At 71.1% G+C, this 20,869-nt stretch carries 19 protein-coding genes and 1 pseudogene; 13 read left to right on the top strand and 7 right to left on the bottom strand.

The genetic code is table 11. The features are described 5' to 3' along the window. Nucleotides 1–15 precede the first annotated feature (15 nt). Entirely contained in the window at nt 16–198 is a 183-nt protein-coding gene (locus OG589_RS08960) for a hypothetical protein (protein ID WP_405147801.1), read from the bottom strand. 189 nt (nt 199–387) lie between these two features. On the opposite strand from OG589_RS08960, the gene OG589_RS08955 reads away from it, so the two are divergent. From OG589_RS08955 to OG589_RS08945, 3 genes are read left to right on the top strand one after another with little or no spacing between them, the layout of a single operon-like run. After that, entirely contained in the window at nt 388–1,350 is a 963-nt protein-coding gene (locus OG589_RS08955) for a zinc-binding alcohol dehydrogenase (RefSeq protein WP_405147800.1), read from the top strand. Next, nucleotides 1,347–2,132 (top strand): sugar phosphate isomerase/epimerase family protein, encoded by a 786-nt coding sequence (locus tag OG589_RS08950; RefSeq protein ID WP_405147798.1) that lies wholly within the window; start codon nt 1,347–1,349, stop codon nt 2,130–2,132. Before OG589_RS08955 ends, OG589_RS08950 begins: the two co-directional genes overlap by 4 nt. Next, complete coding sequence (locus OG589_RS08945) at nt 2,129–3,511, top strand: amylo-alpha-1,6-glucosidase (protein WP_405147796.1); 1,383 nt, start codon at nt 2,129–2,131, stop codon at nt 3,509–3,511. Before OG589_RS08950 ends, OG589_RS08945 begins: the two co-directional genes overlap by 4 nt. Before the next feature lie 42 nt (nt 3,512–3,553). On the opposite strand, the pseudogene OG589_RS08940 reads toward OG589_RS08945, so the two are convergent. After that, nucleotides 3,554–3,649: pseudogene (locus tag OG589_RS08940) on the bottom strand (hypothetical protein); the annotation flags it as partial. 103 nt (nt 3,650–3,752) lie between these two features. Here OG589_RS08940 and OG589_RS08935 point away from each other — a divergent pair. Further along, complete coding sequence (locus tag OG589_RS08935; protein ID WP_405147795.1) at nt 3,753–4,748, top strand: glucosyl-3-phosphoglycerate synthase; 996 nt, start codon at nt 3,753–3,755, stop codon at nt 4,746–4,748. 89 nt (nt 4,749–4,837) lie between these two features. Here OG589_RS08935 and OG589_RS08930 read toward each other — a convergent pair whose 3' ends face one another. Further along, nucleotides 4,838–5,671 (bottom strand): PHP domain-containing protein, encoded by an 834-nt coding sequence (locus tag OG589_RS08930; protein WP_405147793.1) that lies wholly within the window; start codon nt 5,669–5,671, stop codon nt 4,838–4,840. 168 nt (nt 5,672–5,839) lie between these two features. Here OG589_RS08930 and OG589_RS08925 point away from each other — a divergent pair, with 168 nt between their 5' ends. From OG589_RS08925 to OG589_RS08915, 3 genes are all read left to right on the top strand, one after another. Continuing rightward, on the top strand, nt 5,840–6,361 hold the full coding sequence (locus tag OG589_RS08925) for a GNAT family N-acetyltransferase (protein WP_405147791.1): 522 nt from the start codon (nt 5,840–5,842) through the stop codon (nt 6,359–6,361). A gap of 153 nt (nt 6,362–6,514) precedes the next feature. Next, complete coding sequence (locus tag OG589_RS08920; protein ID WP_405147790.1) at nt 6,515–7,096, top strand: helix-turn-helix domain-containing protein; 582 nt, start codon at nt 6,515–6,517, stop codon at nt 7,094–7,096. Nucleotides 7,097–7,231: 135 nt separating this feature from the next. Next, the gene (locus OG589_RS08915; protein ID WP_405147788.1) at nt 7,232–8,665 is read left to right on the top strand and encodes an NAD(P)/FAD-dependent oxidoreductase; all 1,434 of its coding nucleotides are present in this window, start codon (nt 7,232–7,234) and stop codon (nt 8,663–8,665) included. Nucleotides 8,666–8,730: 65 nt separating this feature from the next. Here OG589_RS08915 and OG589_RS08910 read toward each other — a convergent pair whose 3' ends face one another. From OG589_RS08910 to OG589_RS08900, 3 genes are all read right to left on the bottom strand, one after another. Then, a complete protein-coding gene (locus OG589_RS08910; RefSeq protein WP_405147786.1) occupies nt 8,731–9,210 on the bottom strand; it encodes a hypothetical protein in 480 nt (159 codons plus the stop codon). Nucleotides 9,211–9,388: 178 nt separating this feature from the next. After that, the gene (locus OG589_RS08905; RefSeq protein WP_405147784.1) at nt 9,389–9,736 is read right to left on the bottom strand and encodes a hypothetical protein; all 348 of its coding nucleotides are present in this window, start codon (nt 9,734–9,736) and stop codon (nt 9,389–9,391) included. A gap of 123 nt (nt 9,737–9,859) precedes the next feature. Continuing rightward, complete coding sequence (locus OG589_RS08900; RefSeq protein ID WP_405147783.1) at nt 9,860–10,795, bottom strand: heme o synthase; 936 nt, start codon at nt 10,793–10,795, stop codon at nt 9,860–9,862. A gap of 493 nt (nt 10,796–11,288) precedes the next feature. Here OG589_RS08900 and tkt point away from each other — a divergent pair, with 493 nt between their 5' ends. The 6 genes from tkt (at nt 11,289) to pgl (ending at nt 19,757) form a co-directional block, all read left to right on the top strand. Beyond that, the gene (tkt, locus tag OG589_RS08895) at nt 11,289–13,322 is read left to right on the top strand and encodes a transketolase (protein WP_405151992.1); all 2,034 of its coding nucleotides are present in this window, start codon (nt 11,289–11,291) and stop codon (nt 13,320–13,322) included. A gap of 11 nt (nt 13,323–13,333) precedes the next feature. Continuing rightward, nucleotides 13,334–14,443: a transaldolase gene (gene tal, locus OG589_RS08890; RefSeq protein WP_405147781.1), complete on the top strand. Its 1,110-nt coding sequence runs from the start codon at nt 13,334–13,336 to the stop codon at nt 14,441–14,443. A 148-nt stretch (nt 14,444–14,591) separates the two neighbouring features. Next, nucleotides 14,592–16,223: a glucose-6-phosphate isomerase gene (locus tag OG589_RS08885; protein ID WP_405147779.1), complete on the top strand. Its 1,632-nt coding sequence runs from the start codon at nt 14,592–14,594 to the stop codon at nt 16,221–16,223. A 215-nt stretch (nt 16,224–16,438) separates the two neighbouring features. After that, nucleotides 16,439–17,962, top strand: a complete 1,524-nt coding sequence (gene zwf / locus OG589_RS08880; protein WP_405151991.1) for a glucose-6-phosphate dehydrogenase — start codon at nt 16,439–16,441, stop codon at nt 17,960–17,962. A gap of 11 nt (nt 17,963–17,973) precedes the next feature. Further along, nucleotides 17,974–18,870, top strand: a complete 897-nt coding sequence (locus OG589_RS08875; protein ID WP_405151990.1) for a glucose-6-phosphate dehydrogenase assembly protein OpcA — start codon at nt 17,974–17,976, stop codon at nt 18,868–18,870. Between the two features lie 113 nt (nt 18,871–18,983). Further along, entirely contained in the window at nt 18,984–19,757 is a 774-nt protein-coding gene (gene pgl / locus OG589_RS08870) for a 6-phosphogluconolactonase (protein ID WP_405147778.1), read from the top strand. Nucleotides 19,758–19,779: 22 nt separating this feature from the next. Here the strand turns inward: pgl and add are convergent, their stop codons facing one another. Next, nucleotides 19,780–20,811 carry an adenosine deaminase gene (gene add / locus OG589_RS08865; protein WP_405147777.1) on the bottom strand — a complete coding sequence of 344 codons (1,032 nt, stop codon included), beginning with the start codon at nt 20,809–20,811 and terminating at the stop codon, nt 19,780–19,782. Nucleotides 20,812–20,869: the final 58 nt, after the last annotated feature.

The raw sequence follows: 20,869 nt of genomic DNA, 5'->3' as shown, positions 1-20,869 counted from the left end.
GGGGATGAGCGGCCCTTACCCCACGATGAGGTCGCGCAACGTGCGGTGGGCGATGCCGAGGCCGGCCCGCACCCGGGCGGTGTCCCCGCTCCAGACGGGGTCTTCGTGCTCGACCGATATCACCCCGTCGTAGCCGCCCTCGTAGAGCACGTCGACCAGGCGGGCCCAGTCGACCTGTCCGAGCCCGGGCAGTTCCATTGAATCCCTCCGCGCAGGTCCTGGACTTTAGCGGGTTTTCGTCGTGACTATCCTAGGGAAAGATGTCCTAAGTCTGCGACTTTTGTTTGACTAAAAAGCATAAGTGGGAACATGCGGGTCATCACGATTAAAGAGCCGGGTGTCGTAAGTGTCACCCTGGAGCCGCCTGGCGAGCTCACGCCGGGATGCGTGCGCGTTCGCACGGTCTACTCGGGTGTCTCCGCGGGCACTGAGCTCACCGCCTACCGAGGGACCAACCCGTACCTGGACCGGAGATGGGACGGCGAGCGCCGCCTGTTCACCGAGGGCCGGACCCACTCCTATCCCCTGTCGGGCTGGGGCTACCAGGAGGTCGGCGAGGTGGTCGAGGCCGCGCCCGACGTCGCCGGCCCGCCCATCGGCAGCCTCGTCTGGGGCGCGTGGGGCCATCGCGCCGAGGCGGTGCTGCCCGCCGAGCGGCTCGCCGGGCACGTGCTGCCGCCGGGCGTCCACCCGCTGACCGGCGTGTTCGCCCGGGTCGGCGCCATCGCCCTGAACGCCGTCCACGCCGCCGACGTGCATCTCGGCGACCAGGTGGCCGTCTTCGGCCAGGGCGTGATCGGGCTCCTCGCCACCCGCCTCGCGGTGCTCAGCGGCGCCAGGGTGGTCGCGGCCGACGCCATCCAGGCCCGTCTCCGGCTCGCCAGGCGGTTCGGCGCGGCCGAGGCGTTCGACGTCCTGTCCGGCTCGTGCGCGGAGTTCCTGCGCGAGCGGGTGGAGGGCGCCGACACCGCCATCGAGCTGAGCGGCAGCCGGCAGGCCCTGCGCGAGGCGATCAGGAGCGTGCGCAGGGGCGGCAGGGTGGTCGCCGCGGGCTTCTACGAGGGTGAGGGCGCCGGGCCGCTGCTCGGAGAGGAGTTCCACCACAGCCAGGTACAGATAGTGTCCTCCCAGATCGGCGGGACGGCCTCCTGGCTCTCCCACCGCTGGGACGTCGAGCGGCTCCAGCGCACCTTCATGGAGCTCGCGCTGGCGGGTCAGATCGACACGAGCCTGCTGGTCAGCCACGTGATGAGCGTGGAGAACGCGGCGGAGGCGTTCGAGCTGCTCGACCGGCATCCCGCCGACGTCCTGCAGCTGGTCTTCGAGTTCACGGAGGGAGAGCGGCGGTGAAGCTCGCCGTACAGGAGCAGCTCGTGCCGGGGCGCACGCTTCAGGAGAAGTTCGCCTTCGCGACGGAGGCGGGGTTCGACGCCATCGAGCTGCGCGGCAAGGGCGATCTGCACTTCGCCGGCCGCCTGCCGGAGCTCAGGCGGGCGCTCTCCGACGGCGTGGTCATGCCGACGGTCTGCGTGGAGATGCCGCACTTCATCGGCGACTTCGACGCGGGCAGGCGCGAGGACGCGGTCAGGCAGCTGCGCTCGCAGCTCAGCGTGATCGGCAAGCTCGGCGGTCTCGGCGTGCTGACGCCCGCCTCCTGGGGGCAGTTCTCCCTCAGGCTGCCGCCCTTCGTGCCACCCCGCTCCCCCGAGGACGACAGGGAGGTGCTCGCCGAGGCCCTTGGCGCCCTCGGAGAGCACGCGGCGCGCGAGGGCGTGCTGATCATGCTGAAGCCGCTCAACCGCTACGAGGACCACATGGTCAACACCCTGGCCCAGGCGGTGGAGCTGTGCTCGATGGACTCCGTGCGGGTCGCCGGGGACACCTACCACATGAACATCGAGGAGGACGACCCCTGCCGCTCGCTGATGGACGCCGGGCCGTACCTCGCGCACATGCAGATCAGCGAATCCAACGGCGACCAGCCGGGCACCGGGCACCTCGACTGGGCGGCGCAGCTGGCCACCCTCGACGCGATCGGCTACGACGGATACCTCGCCCTGGAGTGCCGCCTGCGCGGTGAGCCCGAGATCGTCCTGCCGCAGACGGCCGCGTTCGTCCGGAAGTTCCTGTGATCGCGCGCGAGGCCGGCCGGAGCGCCGCCGCGACGCCGCGCGAACCCGGCGGGGACGGTCGCGCGATCATGCGCCGGGCCGTCCGGGTGCTGGTCGCGAACTGGGCCGGCGACCACACCGTCCCGTCCCGCAGGCTCTACCCCCACCAGTGGAGCTGGGACTCCGCCTTCATCACGATCGGCAACGCGCGCTGGTCGCCGCGCCGGGCCAGGTCCGAGCTGCTGACCCTGTTCGGGGCCCAGTGGCGGGACGGACGGGTGCCGCACATCGTGTTCAACCCGGACGTGCCCGAGGGCTCGTACTTCCCCGGCCCCGCCTTCTGGGACGTGCGCGCCCCCTGCGGCGCCGCCACCTCGGGCATCGTGCAGCCGCCGGTGCACGCCCTGGCCGCCTGGCAGGTGCACCTGGCCGACCCCGACCCGGCCTTCCTGCGCAGGATCTACCCGCGCCTGGTCGCCCAGCAGGAGTTCCTGCGCACCGCGCGCCGCTCCCCCGAAGGGCTGATGTCGATCGTGCACCCGTGGGAGTCGGGCATGGACAACAGCCCGGCCTGGGACGCCCCGCTGGCCGCCGTGGTCACCGATCCCGTCGCCGTCGAGCGGCGCGACCTCACGCACGTCAGCGCCGACGAGCGGCCCACCGACCACGACTACGAGCGCTACACCACGCTGGCCCGCGCCTACCGGGACCAGGGCTACCGGGGCCTGGGCGCGTTCGCCGTGGAGGACCCGCTGTTCAACGCCGCGTACGGCTCGGCCGAGGCGGCCCTGGCGAAGATCGCGACGGCCTGCGGCCTGGACCCGGGCCCGCATCGCCGCGAGGCGGCGAGGATCACCGCCGCGATGGTCGAGCACCTCTACGACGACGGCCTGTTCCACGCCCGCGACGCGCTCACCGGCCGCCTGCTCCGCTCGGGAAGCGCCGCCGGGCTGACCCCGCTGATCCTTCCCGGCCTGCCCGCAGAGGTAGCGGGCGCGCTGATCGCCACCGCGCTGGACCGATTCGGCCTGGAGCGGGGGATCCTGCCCAGCCTCGCGCCCGGCGCGCCGGAGTTCGACCCGGCCCGCTACTGGCGCGGGCCGAGCTGGATCAACCTCACCTGGCTGGTCTGGCGGGGCCTGCGGCACCGCAGGCCCGACCTCGCGGCGCTGCTCGCGAGCGGCATGGTGCGGACGGTGGCGCACGCGGGAATGCGCGAGTACTTCGACCCCTTCACCCTCGAAGGGCACGGCTGCGACGACTTCAGCTGGTCGGCCGCGCTGATCGTCGACGTCCTCTCGCAGCACCGCCCGGATGGCGTGGCGGCGTCGCGCGGCGAGCAGACGCCGTGGCCCACGGGGTCCCACATGTCGACCATGTGCCCGGGCGCCGTACTGTGAGGCGAGGGCCTCGGCCTTGCGTGAATCCGTGTCAGCGACCCCGGTAATTGTTACATCGGAGAAACATGAGAGTACTTCTGCGTGGCGTGCGGCGAAATTTCCGGCACCGATAATGCCGATACGGGTTATGGAAGTCACGAAGCGGCATACGCCTCTCCTGGGGCTCGCCAGACAATGACGTTCGGGTCGCTCCACCTGGAGCAGTTTGCCGCCGTCATGACATGAGAACGGGGCAGGCTGAATGGAAGATCTTTCTGGCCGATCGCCGCGGGTGCCGGCTCCCGTGAGCGAATGGTCGCGCCCGTACACCAGCTCCGCGGCCGACTGGCCGCTGGACCTGCTCCTGCGGGCCAAGGGGGCGACCACGGTCAGCGTGGTGATGCCGGCGCGTGACGAGGAGCGGACGGTCGGCGCGATCGTCTCGGCCGTCCGCCGCGACCTGGTCGAGGCGGTCCCGCTCGTGGACGAGATCCTCGTGGTCGACTCGCGGTCCACCGACGGCACCGCCGCCCGTGCCGCGGCCTCCGGCGCGCGGGTGGTGCGCCAGGACGACGTGCTGCCCGGCCTGCCGCCGCTGTCGGGCAAGGGAGAGGCGTTGTGGAAGGGGCTGGCGGCCTCGACCGGCGACATCGTGGTGTTCGCGGACTCCGACCTGCGCAACTTCGGCTCGCACTTCATCTCCGGGCTGCTCGGCCCGCTGCTGACCCGGCCGGAGATCGCCTTCGTGAAGGGCGCCTACGAGCGTCCCCTGACCGGGCCGGACGGGGTGGTGCAGCGCGGCGCGGGGGGCCGGGTCACCGAGCTCGTCGCGAGGCCGATGCTCAACCTGTACTGGCCCGAGCTCGCCGGGTTCGTGCAGCCGCTCGGCGGCGAGTACGCCGCGCGGCGGGAGGTCCTCGAACAGGTGCCCTTCGTCACCGAGTACGGCGTGGAGTTCGGCCTCCTCGTCGACCTCCTTGAGCACGTCGGGCTCGACGCGATGGCCCAGGTGGACCTCGGCCGCCGCGAGCACGGCCACCAGTCGACGGCCGCCCTCGGCCGCATGGCCGGGCAGATCATGCTGACCGCCTGGTCGCGCCTCGAACGGCAGGGCCGCATCGTCGCCTCCGAGGCGCCCGCCACGAGTCTGCTCCAGTTCGACCCCGACGGGAACGCGACCCTCAGCGACGTCAGCGTCGCAGAACGCCCGCCGCTGGCCACCGTGATCGCCACCCCGGTCAAGGAGGACGTCGCGTGAAGGTCCGGCCCTGGCCGCCCGACCGGCCATGACGGCACGCCCGACCGGCCATGGCCCGTCGTGAGGTTCTACGGCCGGCAGGCCGGCGGTCAGCGTCGGGTCCAGAAGTCGTCCGGGTGGGCCCCCGGGCGGAATCCGCAGGAGCCGGCCATCGCGGTCGCCTCCGCGAAGCCATGGGCCAGCGAGAAGGGGTCGTGCGCGTCGCTGGCGAAGGTGATCGCCGGACCGCCCTCCTGGAACCACCAGCGCACGATCTGGGGGTGCAGGGGCACCCTGGTGTTGACCTCCAGGGCCCTGCCGGAACGCGCGAGGGCCCGCAGGACCGCGCGGTAGTCGTCCTCGAAGGCGGCGGGGTCGAAGGGCCCGGCACCGGCAGGCCAGTAGCGGACCGGGTAGTCGATGTGGGCGAGCACCTCGAAGTCGCCGAACTCCTCGACCATGCGCCCGGCCTCGGCCAGATAGGCGCGCACGACCGCGGCGGCCGCCCGAACCGGGTAGAGGTCGGCGATCTCGGCGAACCCGCCCTCGATCGGCAGGGAATGCACCGAGCCGAGCACGCGGTCGAACCGCCCCCGCGCGAGCAGTTCGCCGGCCCGGGGGCCGTGGCGATGGGGTTCGCTCAGCTCGACGCCCGACAGGATGCGCAGGCCCCTGAAGCGGTCGCGGCACCGCCGCAGGGACTCCTGGTAGCCGTGGAGGTCGATCTCGGGAGCGGTGAGCACCTGGTCGCTCACCAGCACCTGCCAGGCGTCGGGTATCGGGGTGTCCTCCCGCAGGGTCCACGGGGTGAAGTCGGCGTGCTCGGTGAAGGCCACGGACGGCAGCCCGATCTCGACGGCCCGCTCGCAGGTCCGCTCCATGGAGCCGGCCAGCGCGTCCCACGACCATTCGCTGTGCACGTGGTCGTCCGCCGGAAGCGTCATCGGCACCGCCTTGCTTTCGAGGGGCAGGACTCGGGCGAGATCATGAAGGCCGATCTTCCCGCGACCCGCCGATTGTGCGCCCATTTCCCGGAAGCGCGCCACTTCGGAGGCCACGCTGGCCTATCGGGCGGTTTTCACGCTCGGCCGCTTTCTGATAGGAAATCGCGCGTGCTCTTTGGAGATCGCGTACGGCTGCGCGCACTGGAACCGTCCGACGCCGAGACGCTGTGGCGCTGGCACAACGACCCCGAGGTCATGCGGTGGATGAGCGACGGCTACCCGCCGTCGCTCGACCACCTCACCAAGGACCTGCGGGAGCGGGCCCCCGACTCCTTCCAGAGCCTGACCCTGTTCATCGAGACGCTCGACGAGCGCACGATCGGCATCGTCGCGCTGAGGGACGCCGAGCCCGAGACCGGGGCGGCCGTGCTCGACATCTACCTCGGCGAGAAGGACACCTGGGGCCAGGGGTACGCCACCGACGCGATGCGGGTGATCTGCCGTTACGGCTTCGAGAAGATGCGGTTGCACCGGATCTCGCTGACCGTCGTCGCGGAGAACGCCGGGGCCCGCCGGGTCTACGAGAAGGTGGGTTTCGTCGAGGAGGGACGCATGCGACAGGCGTTCCGGCGCGACGGGCGATGGCACGACAAGATCCTCATGAGCCTCCTGGAGGGCGAGCTGCGCTGAGTGCCGTGGGCGATTTGTCCCGTTGTGGCTGGTTTGTTATGGCGAGGGGGCTTGAGGGGGCGATCGCACCTCTGTACAGTGATCAAACAAAATGTTTGGTCGCAAAGATCGGGATGTTCGATGCCGCTTGAGCCCGCAGCTCAGAACGTGGCTGTGGGCGCCCCTGAGGCGGACACCGTGCGCCTCGGCGCGCGCATCAGGGCGTACCGCGCCATGCGCCAGATGACGCTGCGCGACCTCGCCGGCCAGGCGGGCGCCAGCGCCGGCTTCATCAGCCAGCTCGAGCGCGGGCACACCAGCGCGAGCATCGGGATGCTGCGGCGGATCGCCGGCGCGCTCGGCCTCACGGTGGCCGACCTGTTCAGCGAGGGCGAGGTCGTCGGGCACCGGCTCGTCCGCCGTTCCGACCGGCCCGAGTTACCAACCGGGCCGGGCACCCGCAAGTACCTGATCTCGCAGCGCCCCCTCCAGAACCTGGAGATCTACAGCGGCGAGTTCGACCCAGGGGCCTCCACCGGAGACGAGTCCTACACCCACGGCGACTCCCAGGAGATCCTCCTGGTGCTGCGAGGCCGGGCCGTCCTGTGGATCGGCCCGCCGGAGTCGGCGGTCTCCTACGAGCTGGGCCCCGGGGACAGCATCGAGTACCGGACCTCTACCCCGCACCGCGTCCTCAACGAGGGCGCGGATCCGCTCGAGGTGCTCTGGATGATCGGCCCGCCGACCCCCTCGTAGCCCGGCACCCGGTACGAGAACGAGCGCGTCGGCGACTCAGTACTTCCCCCCGACGATTCTGATGTGAAGGCGGTTCCCCATGGCCATGCGCGATGAGGTCGTCGGCAACCACAGCACCTTGGTCATGGAGTTGATATGAGCGGCAACGGATTGAACGGCACCCCCCTGACGGACGACTTCGCCAACGGCGGGGTGTCGTTCTGGTACCGGCAGATCGGCGTTCCGGAACGCCGTGCCGCCCTGCCGGGGTCGCGCGAGTACGACGTCGCGATCGTGGGCGGTGGCTACACCGGCATGTGGACCGCGTACTACCTCAAGAAGGCCCAGCCCGACCTGCGGATCGCGATCCTGGAGCGGGAGTTCGCCGGGTTCGGGGCCTCCGGGCGCAACGGCGGCTGGCTGTCGGCCGAGTTCGCCGGGTCACGCGAGCGGCACGCGGCGGCACGGGGCCGCCAGGCGATGATCGATCTTCAGCACGCCATGTTCACCGCCGTGGACGAGGTGATCGAGGTCGCGGCGGCCGAGGGCATCGACGCCGACATCCACAAGGGCGGCCTGCTCCACGTCGCCACCAACCCCGCGCAGAACCGCCGCCTGCACGCCGAGCTGGCCGACCTGCGCACGTGGGGCTTCGCGGAGCACGACATGCGGCTGCTCACCCGCGAAGAGCGGGAGGACCGCATCCGCGTCGCCGGGACGATCTCCGCCACCTACAGCCCGCACTGCGCCCGCATCCAGCCCGCCAAGCTCGCGGTCGGTCTCGCCCGCGTCGTCACCGGCCTCGGGGTCGACCTCTTCGAGGACACCACGGTCACCGAGATCCGCCCGAGGACCGCCGAGGGCAAGGCGGCGGCCGTCACCGACCGGGGCACGGTCACCGCCGAGTACGTCATCCGCGCCACCGAGGGCTTCACCGCGAGCATCCGGGGCCAGCACCGCCAGTGGCTGCCCATGAACAGCTCGATGATCGTCACCGAGCCGCTTCCGGACGAGGTGTGGGAGCGGATCGGCTGGCGGGACTACGAGCTGCTCGGGGACGAGGCGCACGCGTACTGCTACGCGCAGCGGACCGCCGACGGCCGCATCGCCATCGGCGGGCGCGGCGTGCCGTACCGCTTCGGCTCGCGCACCGACGTGCGCGGCGCCACCCAGCCGCAGACCGTGGCCGCGCTGCGGAAGATCATGACCTCGCTGCTCCCCGCCACCGCCGAAGCCAGGATCCAGCACTCGTGGTGCGGCGTGCTCGGTGTCCCGCGGGACTGGTGCTCGACCGTCCACCTGGACCACACCACCGGCCTCGGCTGGGCCGGCGGGTACGTCGGGAGCGGGGTCACCACCACCAACCTGGCAGGCCGCACGCTCCGCGATCTCGTACTGCGGCAGGAGACCGAGCTCACCGCCCTGCCGTGGGTCGGCCGCCAGGTGCGCCAGTGGGAGCCCGAGCCGCTGCGCTGGATCGGCGTGCAGGCGATCTACGCGCTGTTCCGCGCCGCCGACCGCCACGAGACCGCCCAGATGGGCCGCACCTCCGCCTACGCCCGCCTGGCCAACCTCATCTCCGGCCGCTGACGCGCGTCGCCCCCGCCCGCTCATGAGCGGGCGGGGGCGACGGGGTCCTTCGTGCCGGGGCGGCCTCAGCCGCAGTTGCCCCAGGAGGCGCGGCCGCCCGTGGCGATCGCCGCGTCGCGGCGGGTGTCCCAGATCGTGCCGCTGTACTTGACGCACAGGCCCTTGGCGTAGAGCTTCACCGGACCCGCGTAGTACTTGTACTTGCGCCCGTCGGTCTTCTTGTTCGTGCGGACGGGCTCGTCCCGTACCCGCCGGGTCTGCGTGATGAGCGTGGCCTCGGTGTACGTCGCGGTGCCCACGTACGACGTCTTGATCGTGGTGACGCAGTTGTAGCCGGTCTTGCGGTTGAACAGCAGGTAGACGTACCCGAACACGTCCCCGGAGGAGGTCTTGACGACGCGCTTGCTGTCGGCCACCCGCGCGAAGCCGGAGCCGCACACCCCTTCGGGGGAACGGACGGAGGCGGACGCGGAAGCCGGGCTGGCGACGACCGCCCCCATCGACAGTGCCGCGGCCAGGAGGATCGTCTTCGTGGTTAAGCGCATGTCATCCCCTTATCAGCCGTCGCCCTCCTGCCGGGCGACGTGATCGTTGATCATTCTGCCGCAGGCGTCGGCATCGGATGACCGAAATAGCCAGATATGTACGGACGCGCGGGGATGAGCGCCTCGCGCACCGCTTCACGCGGACGACCGCGGGACCGTGATCCGGAGGGGGCCGGGGTCAATCCTCCAGTGCGGTCAGCATGCCGTGGAGGTGGGCGGCGGCGTTCTCGATGTCCTCGTGGTCGTACTGCGCGGCCCGGATCTCGGCCGACAGGACGGCGCACTTGTGCAGCTTTTCGAGATCGCCGTACGGGAACCGGAACCGCGTCTTGGTGTTCTCCCCGTGCTCGTCGTCGACGCCGAGGAACCAAAGGGAGTACTCGCCGAACCCGTGCTCGGCGATGAACTGGTTCTCCTTCTCGGGCGAGGGCCGGTGCACGTCCCAGTCGGCTCGCTGGTCGAGGACGATCCTCCGCTCCTTGACCAGCCTTCTGGCGTGCTCGTACGCCTTCAGGTTCAGACTCATCGCCATGGCCGTCGCGCCCCCCGGTGCACCGTGCTCGCCGCGCGGCCCCCGGCGATGTGCCCGCCGGGGCGCGTGCGGCCCTCCCGGAGACCTCTACCCGGTCAGACCGGAAAGGCGGCGTCCTCAGAGCAGGGAGTCGACCGCCACGGCGAGGAAGAGCAGGGCCAGGTAGGCGTTGGACCAGTGGAAGAAGCGCATGGGACGCAGGGCGACGCCCGTCTTGCCGGCGTTGAGGCGGCCCAGCAGGCGGTAGACCTCCCACAGGCACATGACCCCGAGGGCGGCGGCCACGATCGCGTAGAACGGCGTGGTGCCGGCCACCGGCCAGAGCAGCAGGGAGCAGATCACGGTCGCCCAGGTGTAGGCGATGCTCTCCTGGACGACCCGGCGCTCGCCGGCGACCACCGGCAGCATGGGGACCTTGGCGGCGGCGTAGTCCTCGCGGTAGCGCATGGCGAGGGTCCAGGTGTGCGGGGGCGTCCAGAAGAAGACCACGCCGAACAGCACCAGGGGCGCCCAGTCGACCCGCCCGGTGATGCCCGCCCAGCCGATGAGCACCGGCATGCAGCCCGCGATGCCGCCCCAGACGACGTTCTGCGAGGTGCGGCGCTTCAGCAGCATCGAGTAGACGAAGACGTAGAACAGGATCGCGGCCAGCGAGAGGCCCGCGGCCACCCAGTTCACGGTGAGGCCGAGGCCGAGGGTGGACAGGATCCCCAGCACGATGCCGAAGATCAGCGCGTTCCTCGGCGAGACCTCGGCCATGGCCAGCGGCCTGCGGCGGGTGCGCCGCATGGTGGCGTCGATGTCCCGGTCGATGTAGCAGTTGAGCGCGTTGGCGCTGCCCGCCGACAGTGTGCCGAAGACCAGGGTGGCGACCGCCGTCCACAGGGGCGGCAGGCCGCGCGCGGCCAGGAACATGACCGGGAGGGTCGTGATCAGGAGCAGCTCGATGATCCGCGGCTTGGTCAGCGCGACGTACGCCCGCACGGTGGCGAGCGGCGATCGGCGCTCGCCTGCGAGCGGGACCGTCGGTTGCTTGGTCGTCAGCACCGTCAAGGCGCTTCCAGCGGGTGCGGGGTCAACGCGTAACCTCTGATTAGAGCGGATCCGTGATTGCGGGCATGAGCCAACGCTGAGGACTCACTGTAGTGCGGGGGGTCGCCGGTCCCGGCATCGGGGGCGAATGCCGCCTGATCGGATCCCCCGGATCGGGTGTCGATCAGCCCTGGTGAACGCCCCATCCGGCACCCTGTGAGATGGGTCGCGGTCCGTGGAATGGATCGCGTTCCAGACGGCTCGCGGGGGGCAGGGTTCTAACGACGCGGGCGCCTCCTTCCCCGGTCACCTGTTAGACGCACCATGCATCTACGGTGAGGGGATCGACCCGTTAAGGTCCGGTGTGGGGAGCACTACCAGACCGGACGAGCGGGCGAGCCGAGCCGGCGCCATTAACCAATAGGAGATCGAGCAGTTGAGCAGCGAACTGGTGCCAGACCTTGAGTGGAGCGACCTCGATCGGCGCACGGTCGACGTCATACGCGCCCTCGCGATGGACGCGGTGGAGAAGGCGGGCTCGGGCCATCCCGGCACCGCGATGAGCCTGGCGCCCGCCGCGTACCTGCTATTCCAGCGGGTCCTGCGACACGACCCCTCCGATCCGGCCTGGACCGGCCGTGACCGTTTCGTCCTGTCCGCCGGGCACTCCAGCCTCACCCTCTACATCCAGCTCTACCTGTCCGGGTACGGCCTCACCCTCCACGATCTCGAGTCGCTGCGCCAGTGGGGCAGCCTCACCCCGGGTCACCCCGAGCACGGCCACACGATCGGCGTCGAGACCACCACCGGCCCGCTCGGCCAGGGCCTCGGCAACGCCGTCGGCATGGCCATGGCCCAGCGGCGCGAGCGGGGCCTGTTCGACCCCGACGCCGAGCAGGGCGCCAGCCCGTTCGACCACCAGATCTGGGCCATCGCCTCCGACGGCGACATCGAAGAGGGCGTCAGCCACGAGGTGAGCTCCATCGCGGGCCACCAGAAGCTCGGCAACCTCAACGTCATCTACGACTCCAACCACATCTCCATCGAGGACGACACCGCCATCGCGCTGTCGGAGGACGTCGCCAAGCGGTACGAGGCGTACGGCTGGCACGTGATCAGCGTCGACTGGACCGAGACCGGCGAGTACGTCGAGAACGTCGGGAAGCTCTACGAGGCCTACCGCGCCGCCGTCGAGGAGACCGAGCGCCCGACGCTGATCAAGCTGCGCACGATCATCGGCTGGCCCGCGCCGAACAAGCAGAACACCGGCAAGATCCACGGCTCCGCCCTGGGCGCCGACGAGGTGGCCGCCACCAAGGAGGTCCTCGGCCTCGACCCGTCCAAGAGCTTCGACGTGCCCGAGGAGATCCTCAAGCACGCCCGTGAGGTGGTCGAGCGCGGGCGGGCCCTGCACGCCGAGTGGAACGAGGGGTTCGAGGAGTGGCGTGCCGCCAACCCCGACCGGGTCGCGCTGTTCGACCGCATGAGCGCGCGCAAGCTCCCCGCCGGCTGGGACGAGGCCCTGCCGACCTTCGAGGCCGGCAAGTCGATCGCCACCCGCAAGGCCTCCGGCGAGGTGCTGAACGCGCTGGCGCCGGTGCTGCCGGAGCTGTGGGGCGGCTCGGCCGACCTGGCCGAGTCGAACAACACCACGATGGCGGGCGAGCCGTCCTTCATCCCCGAGGAGCACCAGACCAAGGCCTTCCCGGGCAACCGCTACGGCCGCACGCTGCACTTCGGCATCCGCGAGCACGGCATGGGCTCGATCCTGAACGGCATCGCCCTGCACGACGGCACCCGCCCGTACGGCGGCACGTTCCTGGTCTTCAGCGACTACATGCGCCCCGCCGTCCGCCTGGCGGCCCTGATGGGCCTGCCGGTCACCTACGTGTGGACGCACGACTCCATCGGCCTCGGCGAGGACGGCCCGACACACCAGCCGGTCGAGCACCTCTGGGCGCTGCGCGCGATCCCCGGCCTCGACGTCGTGCGCCCCGCCGACGCCAACGAGACCTCGGCCGCGTGGAAGACCGTCCTGGAGCACACCGACCGCCCGGCGGCGCTCGCGCTGACCCGGCAGAACCTCCCGGTGTACGAGGGCACGGCCGACTTCGACAAGGTCGCCAAGGGCGCCTACATCCTGGAGGAGGCCTCCAACGGCCGGCCGGCGGTGATCCTCATCGGCACCGGCAGCGAGGTCGAGCTCGCCGTCGGGGCGCGCAAGCTGCTGGAGGACGAGGGCATCCCGGCCCGCGTGGTCTCCATGCCGTGCGTCGAGTGGTTCAACGCCCAGGACGACGCCTACAAGCAGTCGGTCCTGCCTCCTGCGGTCCGCGCCCGCGTGGCAGTGGAAGCGGGAATCGCCCTGGGCTGGCTGCAGTTCGTAGGTGAGGAGGGCGAGGTCGTGAGCCTTGAGCACTTCGGCGCCTCGGCACCGTACAAGACGCTGTACGAGCAGTTCGGCCTGACCGCCGAGCGTGTGGCCGCCGCGGCCAAGGGCAGCCTCGCCAAGACCGGGGCCGACAAGGGCCAGACGACCGGAAACTAGGGGACGTAGTCATGAGCGAAAACCTGAAGCGCCTGACCGACCACGGCGTGTCGATCTGGCTCGACGACATCAGCCGCGAGCGCCTGCGCACCGGCAACCTCGAATCCCTGATCCGCGACAAGTACGTCGTGGGCGTCACCTCCAACCCCACGATCTTCGCCTCCGCCCTGGCCAAGGGCGACGCCTACGACGCGCAGTTGCGCGATCTGTCGGCCCGCGGCGTGGACGTCGGCGAGGCGGTCAGGGCGATCACGACCTTCGACATCCGCTGGGCCGCCGACGTGCTGCGCCCCGTCTTCGACGCCACCGGCGGCGTCGACGGCCGGGTGTCCATCGAGGTCGACCCGCGCCTGGCCAACGACAGCGCCGAGAAGACCATCGCCGAGGCCAGGGCGCTGTGGTGGCTGGTCGACCGGCCCAACGTGTTCATCAAGATCCCGGCGACCCTCGATGGGCTGCCCGCGATCACGCAGGCGCTCTCCGAGGGCATCAGCGTCAACGTCACGCTGATCTTCTCGCTGGAGCGCTACCGCGCGGTCATGGACGCCTGGCTTTCTGGCCTGGAGCGCGCGCGGGCCAACGGCCTCGACCTTTCCAAGATCGAGTCCGTGGCCTCGTTCTTCGTCAGCCGTTTCGACACCGAGATCGACAAGCGGCTCGACCAGATCGGCACCCCCGAGGCGCTGGAGCTCAAGGGCAAGGCCGCGATCGCCAACGCCCGCCTCGCGTACGCCGCGTACGAAGAGGTCATGAACACCCCGCGCTGGCAGGCGCTCAAGGACGCCGGGGCCCGCACCCAGCGCCCGCTGTGGGCCTCCACCGGGGTCAAGAACCCGGACTATCCCGACACCATGTACGTCGACCAGCTCGTCACCGCGGGCACGGTCAACACCATGCCGGAGAAGACCCTCGACGCGGTCGCCGACCATGGCAACATCGACGGCGACACCATCCGCCCCTACTACGAGCAGGCCTGGAACACCATGGCCGCGCTCAAGCAGGCCGGCATCGACTACGACGACGTGGTCAAGGTGCTGGAGGAGGAGGGCGTCGAGAAGTTCGTCGCCTCGTGGAACGAGCTGCTCGGAACCCTCGAGACCGAGCTGAAGAAGGCCGGCTGAACGTCGGCGGACGTCGGTTCCCAGGTAAGCCGGCCGGGCGCCCAGGCGGCCCGGCCGGGCGCTCACGCAGGCCGGCCGATCCGGGCGCGCGCGATGCCCGGCGCGGAGGCGCCTGCCCGCCCGCCCTCGCGAGGAGAAAACCTTAAGGATGGATATGTCCGTAACGTTCGGTGACGAGGCGGTAGCCGCGGAGGCCTCCGAGGCCGTACGGAAACTCGTCGAGGAGGGCGTGCCGCAGGCGCTCTCCAACGGCGACCCCACCCTGTGGGGGCCCGAGGCCGAGGCCGAGGCGAGGCTGCGCCTCGGCTGGCTGAACCTCCCCATCACCTCCCGAGAGCTGCTGCCCGAGATCGCCAAGCTGGTCGAGCGCGCCCGCGCCGAGAACCTCGAACACGTCGTGCTGGCGGGGATGGGCGGGTCCTCGCTGGCCCCCGAGGTCATCTGCGCCACCTCCGACGTGCCGCTGACCGTCCTCGACACCACCGACCCCGGCCAGGTGCGGCGGGCGCTCGCCGACCGGCTCGCACAGACCATCGTGGTGGTCTCCAGCAAGAGCGGCACGACGGTCGAGACCGACAGCCACCGCCGCATCTACGAGCGGGCGTTCCGCGACGCCGGCATCGACCCGGCCGACCGCATCGTCGTGGTCACCGACCCGGGCTCGCCGCTGGAGCAGATCGCGATCGAGTCCGGGTACACCGTCATCCTGGCCGATCCGACCGTCGGAGGCCGCTACAGCGCGCTCACGGCGTTCGGGCTGGTGCCGAGCGCGCTGGCCGGGGCCGACATCGCCCGGCTGCTCGACCAGGCCGCCGAGGTGCGTCCCCGGCTCGGCGAGAACGACGACAACCCCGGATTGGAGCTCGGCGCGGCGCTCGGCGCCGCCGCCGGCGCGGGGCGCGACAAGCTCGTGCTGGACGACAGCCTCTCGCAGATCAACGGGCTGCCCGACTGGATCGAGCAGCTGGTCGCCGAGTCCACCGGCAAGCAGGGCAAGGGCATCCTGCCCGTCGTCGGCGCCGACCCCACCGACGCCGAGGACGAGATCGTCGCGGGCATCGACACCGAGGCCGCCATCCAGGTCGACGGGCCGCTGGGCGCGCAGTTCCTGGTGTGGGAGTACGCCACGGCGATCGCCGGGCGGCTGCTCGGCATCAACCCCTTCGACCAGCCGAACGTGGCCGAGCCCAAGGAGAACACCGCGCGCATCCTGCGGGAGGCCGGCGATGGCCCGCTGCCGACCGGCACCCCGACGCTGGTCGACGGCCCGGTGGAGGTCTACGGCGACCTGCCCGAGCACGTCAAGGACCTCTCCGGCGTGCTGACCGCCCTGCTGGAGGAGATCCCCGACCGCGGCTACCTGGCGATCCTCTCCTTCCTCGACCGCGAGGCCGCGTTCGACGTCCCCGTCCCCCCGGATGCCTCGTTCGAGGCGATCACCGACATCTGGGCCGCACACGACCCGGCCAGCCTCCAGGTGCTGCTGTCGATCAGGACCGAGCGGCCGGTCACGTTCGGGTGGGGGCCCCGCTACCTGCACTCGACCGGGCAGTACCACAAGGGCGGCCCGCAGAACGGCGTGTTCCTGCAGATCACGGGCGCGGTGGAGAACGATCTAGAGGTGCCCGGCAAGCCGTACACCCTCGGAAGGCTGGAGCTCGCCCAGGCGCTCGGCGACCTGGACGCGCTGAGCAAGCGCGGGCGCCGGACCGTACGCCTGCACCTGACCGATCGCGAAGCCGGTGTCAGGCACCTGCTCTCCGCCGCACGGGAGGTTTGATGAACGACAGCGAGCAGCAGGGCTCGGCCGGCGAGCACGAGCCGGCGGTGCCCACCGACATGGCGGGCACGCCCGTCCAGTCGGGCGAGGTGCCCGCGCCGTCAGCGCACGAGGTCGAGCTCGCGGTGCGCGACGGGGAGCCCGGCAAGGTCTCCCCCGACGACTCGCTCGCCGCCGCCCAGGCGGCGGCGAGCACCGCGACCACGATCGAGGTGATGGAGGCGAATCCGCTGCGCGACCCCCGCGACAAGCGGCTGCCGAGGGTGGCCGGGCCGTGCGTGCTGGTCATCTTCGGCGTGACCGGCGACCTGGCCAGGCGCAAGCTCCTGCCCGCGATCTACGATCTGGGCAACCGCGGGCTCCTGCCTCCCGGCTTCTCGCTGGTGGGGTTCGCCAGGCGCGACTGGGCCCACCAGGACTTCGCGAAGATCACCCACGACGCCGTCAAGGAGCACGCCCGCACTCCCTTCCGGGAGGAGGTCTGGAAGCAGATCTGCGAGGGGCTCCACTTCGTCCCCGGCTCCTTCGACGACGACGGCGCCTTCGACGCGCTCGTCATGGCGCTCAAGGAGATCGACGAGACCCGCGGCACCGGCGGCAACTACGCCTTCTACCTCTCGACGCCGCCGAAGGCCTTCCCGGTCATCGTCGAGCAGCTCAAGCGCACCGGGCTCACCAAGCCGCCCGCGGGGTCGTGGCGCCGCGTGGTGATCGAGAAGCCGTTCGGGCACGACCTCAAGAGCGCCCGTGAGCTCAACCGCATCGTCGACTCGGCCTTCAAGCCGGACTCGGTCTTCCGCATCGACCACTACCTGGGCAAGGAGACCGTCCAGAACATCCTGGCGCTGCGGTTCGCCAACACGCTGTTCGAGCCGATCTGGAACCGCGGCTACGTCGACCACGTGCAGATCACGATGGCCGAGGACATCGGCGTCGGCGGCCGGGCCGGTTACTACGACGGCATCGGCGCGGCGCGTGACGTCATCCAGAACCATCTGCTCCAGCTCCTCGCGCTCGTCGCGATGGAGGACCCCACGGCCTTCGGCGCGGCCGCGCTGCGCAGGGAGAAGGAGAAGGTCCTGGAGGCCCTCACCCTGCCGGAGGACCTCGGCCTCGCCACCGCCCGCGGCCAGTACACCGCGGGCTGGCAGGGCGGCGTGCCGGTCGAGGGCTTCCTGGAGGAGGAGGGCGTCCCGCCGGACTCCAGGACCGAGACCTACGCCGCCATCAAGCTGGAGATCGCCAACCGGCGCTGGGCGGGCGTGCCGTTCTACCTGCGCACGGGCAAGCGGCTCGGCCGGCGGATGACCGAGGTGGCCGTGGTGTTCCAGCGGGCGCCGCACCTGCCGTTCAGCAAGACCGACACCGAGATCCTGGGGCAGAACGCCCTGGTCATCCGCATCCAGCCGGATGAGGGGATCACCGTGCGGTTCGGCTCGAAGGTGCCGGGAACGGCGATGGAGGTCCGGGACGTCAACATGGACTTCGCCTACGGCGAGGCGTTCCTCGAGTCCTCCCCCGAGGCCTACGAGCGGCTGCTGCTGGACGTGCTCATCGGCGACCCGCCGCTGTTCCCGCACCAGCGCGAGGTCGAGCTGTCGTGGATGGTCATCGACCCGATCGAGGACTTCTGGGCCAAGAGCGACGAGCACCCCGAGGGGTACCCCGCCGGCACCGGCGGCCCGAAGTCGGCCGACGAGCTGATGGCCCGCGACGGCCGCACCTGGAGGATGTTGTGACCAGTTTTCTCATGGGGTCGACCACGGCCTCCGACATCTCCTCCCAGCTCACGCGGCTGAGGCACCAGGTGGGGGCGCCGGCGGTCGGCATGGTGCTGACGCTGGTGGTGGTGTGCGACGAGAGCCACCAGTACGACGCGGTGCGCGCGGCCTCCGAGGCCTCCCGCGAGCACCCATCGCGCATCCTCGCGGTCATCCCGAGGGAGCGCGACGAGGCGACACGGCTCGACGCCGAGATCCGCGTCGGCGAGCTGACGACCGGCGAGGTCGTCCTGCTCCGCCTGTACGGGGAGCTGAGGGAGCACGCCGACTCGGTGCTCTCGCCGCTGCTGCTGCCCGACATCCCGGTGGTGGTGTGGTGGCCGGGCGACGCTCCCGAGGCCCCGGCGAAGGACCCGGTGGGCGCCTTCGGCCAGCGCCGCGTCACCGACGCCCGCTCGGCCGCCGACTCGGTGGCGGCGATCAAGAGCCGCATCGGCGGATACACGCCGGGCGACACCGACCTCGCGTGGACCAGGATCACCCCGTGGCGCAGCCTGCTCGCCGCGGCGTTCGACCAGCCGGTCGGGAAGATCCTGGACGGCTACGTCGAGGCCGAGCCCGACCACCCGAGCGCCGCACTGCTCGCCGTGTGGCTCTCGCAGAAGCTCGACGCCCCGATCAGGGTGACCGAGTCCAGCGGGCCCGGCCTGACCAAGGTGTGCCTGCGCCTCGACGACGGCGAGGTGGTGGTGGAGCGGCACGACTCCCGCACCGCCACGCTCGTACGGCCGGGGCAGCCCGACCGGCAGGTCGCCCTGGCCCGCCGGCCCACCTCGGACCTGCTGGCCGAGGAGCTGCGGCGACTCGACCCCGACGAGGTGTACGAGGAGACGATCAGGGGCGTCGCCGCCTACGACCTCTCCTGAACCGCCCCCCGTACTGACAGCTTGACCTGGTGGCCCGGCACTCCCCCACTTCCGGAAATTTCGGTATGTGGGCGGGTGTCGGGCACCTCCGTGATAGAAGGACGGTTCCTCTCGTGAGTGTTCCCTCGGTTCTGATCCACCGGGACGCCGACGTGCTGGCCAAGGCCGTCGCCGCGCGCCTGATCACCGGGCTGGCCGACGCCCAGGCGGCCAAGGGGTCGGCGCACCTGGTGCTGACCGGCGGCGGCATGGGCATCGCCACGCTGGCCGAGGTGGCCGCCACCCCGGCCCGCGACGCGGTCGAGTGGCCGCGCCTGGACATCTGGTGGGGTGACGAGCGCTTCCTGCCCACCGGCGACCCCGAGCGCAACGAGACCGGCGCCCGCGGCGCGCTGCTCGACCACGTCGACGTGGACCCCGACCGGGTGCATCCCATGCTCGGGCCGGACGCGGGCGTGACCGCCGAGGAGTCCGCCGACCGCTACACCGCCGAACTGCGCAGGGCCTCACGTCCCGAGGACCACGGGCCCGTGCCGTCCTTCGACATCCTCATGCTCGGCCTCGGCCCGGACGGTCACGTGGCCTCGCTGTTCCCCGGGATGCCCGCCCTGTACGACGAGCGGCCGGTCGTGGCCGTGCACGGGGCCCCGAAGCCGCCGCCCACCCGCATCTCGATGACGCTGCCCACGATCAGGGCGGCGCGCGAGGTGTGGGTGATCGCGGCGGGCGAGGAGAAGGCGAAGGCCGTGCACCTGGCCCTCCAGGAGTCCGGGCCGATGCAGGTGCCCGCCGCCGGGGCCCGGGGACGGGCGCGCACGCTGTTCCTGCTCGACCGCGCCGCCGCCTCCAAGATCCCTCCCGGCCTCGGCCGCCCCGCGTCCCCCTGATCCGCCGGGCTCGGCACCCGCCTCAGCGGGGCACGGCCAGCTCGTCGATCTCGGCCACGATCGCGCGCTTGCCGTCGTCGTCCAGGAAGGACGCCCGCACGGCGTTGCGGGCGAGCGCGGCCAGCTCCGCGGGGCCGAGCCCGAAGCTCTCGGCCGCGACGCGGTACTCCCGGTCAAGGGTGGTGCCGAACATGGGCGGGTCGTCGCTGTTGAGGGTGACGTAAAGGCCCTCCTCCAGCATGCGGGGCATCGGGTGGGAGGCGATGTCCGGCACCTGGCGGGTGCGGACGTTGGACGTCGGGCACACCTCCAGCGGTATCTGGGTCTCGCGGAGGTGGGCCATGAGCCGGGGGTCGGCCACGCAGCTCGTGCCGTGGCCGATGCGCTCGGCGCCGAGCCCCTCGATGACCTCCCAGATGGTCTCCGGCCCGGTCATCTCGCCGCCGTGCGGCACGCTGTGCAGGCCGGCCGCCACGGCCGCCCGGAAGGCATCCCTGAAGGCGTCGCGGTACTTCGGGCGTTCCTGCTCGATGCCGGCGAGCCCGAAGCCGACCAGGGCCTCGGGCGGCTCGTTCAGCGCGTGGTCGAGCGTCGCCCGCGCGCCCTCCAGCCCGTGCTCGCCGGGGATGTCGAAGATGTAGCCGACCCGCACGCCGAGCTCGGCCGCCTGCCGCGCCGCCACGTCCAGCGCCTCGGTGATGGCGCGCGTCGACATGCCCACTCGCTGGTGGGAGTACGGCGTGACGGTCAGCTCGACGTACCTGGCGTTCTGGGCGGCCAGGTCGCGCGCGGCGCCGGTGACGAGGATGGCGACGTCCTCCGGCTCCCGGACGAGGCTGTTGACGCCCTCGTAGATCTGGGCGAAGTGGGGGAAGTCCCGGAACTCGTAGAAGGCGCGCAGCTCCTCCTCGCCGGAGGGCACCGGGCCGCCCGGATACCGCCTGCTGAGTTCGAGGACCGTGGGCACCGACGCTGATCCGACCAGGTGGACGTGGAGTTCGACCTTGGGCAGGGCCGCGATGAACGCTTCGATGGATGTGGGGGTCTCTGTCATACCGCTCGACCTTAAGCAGCCCGATGACCCCCACGAAAGCGATTTATCCGAAATCTCA

Source organism: Sphaerisporangium sp. NBC_01403 (assembly GCF_045040145.1).
GTDB lineage: Bacteria > Actinomycetota > Actinomycetes > Streptosporangiales > Streptosporangiaceae > Sphaerisporangium > Sphaerisporangium viridialbum.
This window is presented reverse-complemented; position numbering and strand designations above follow the sequence as displayed.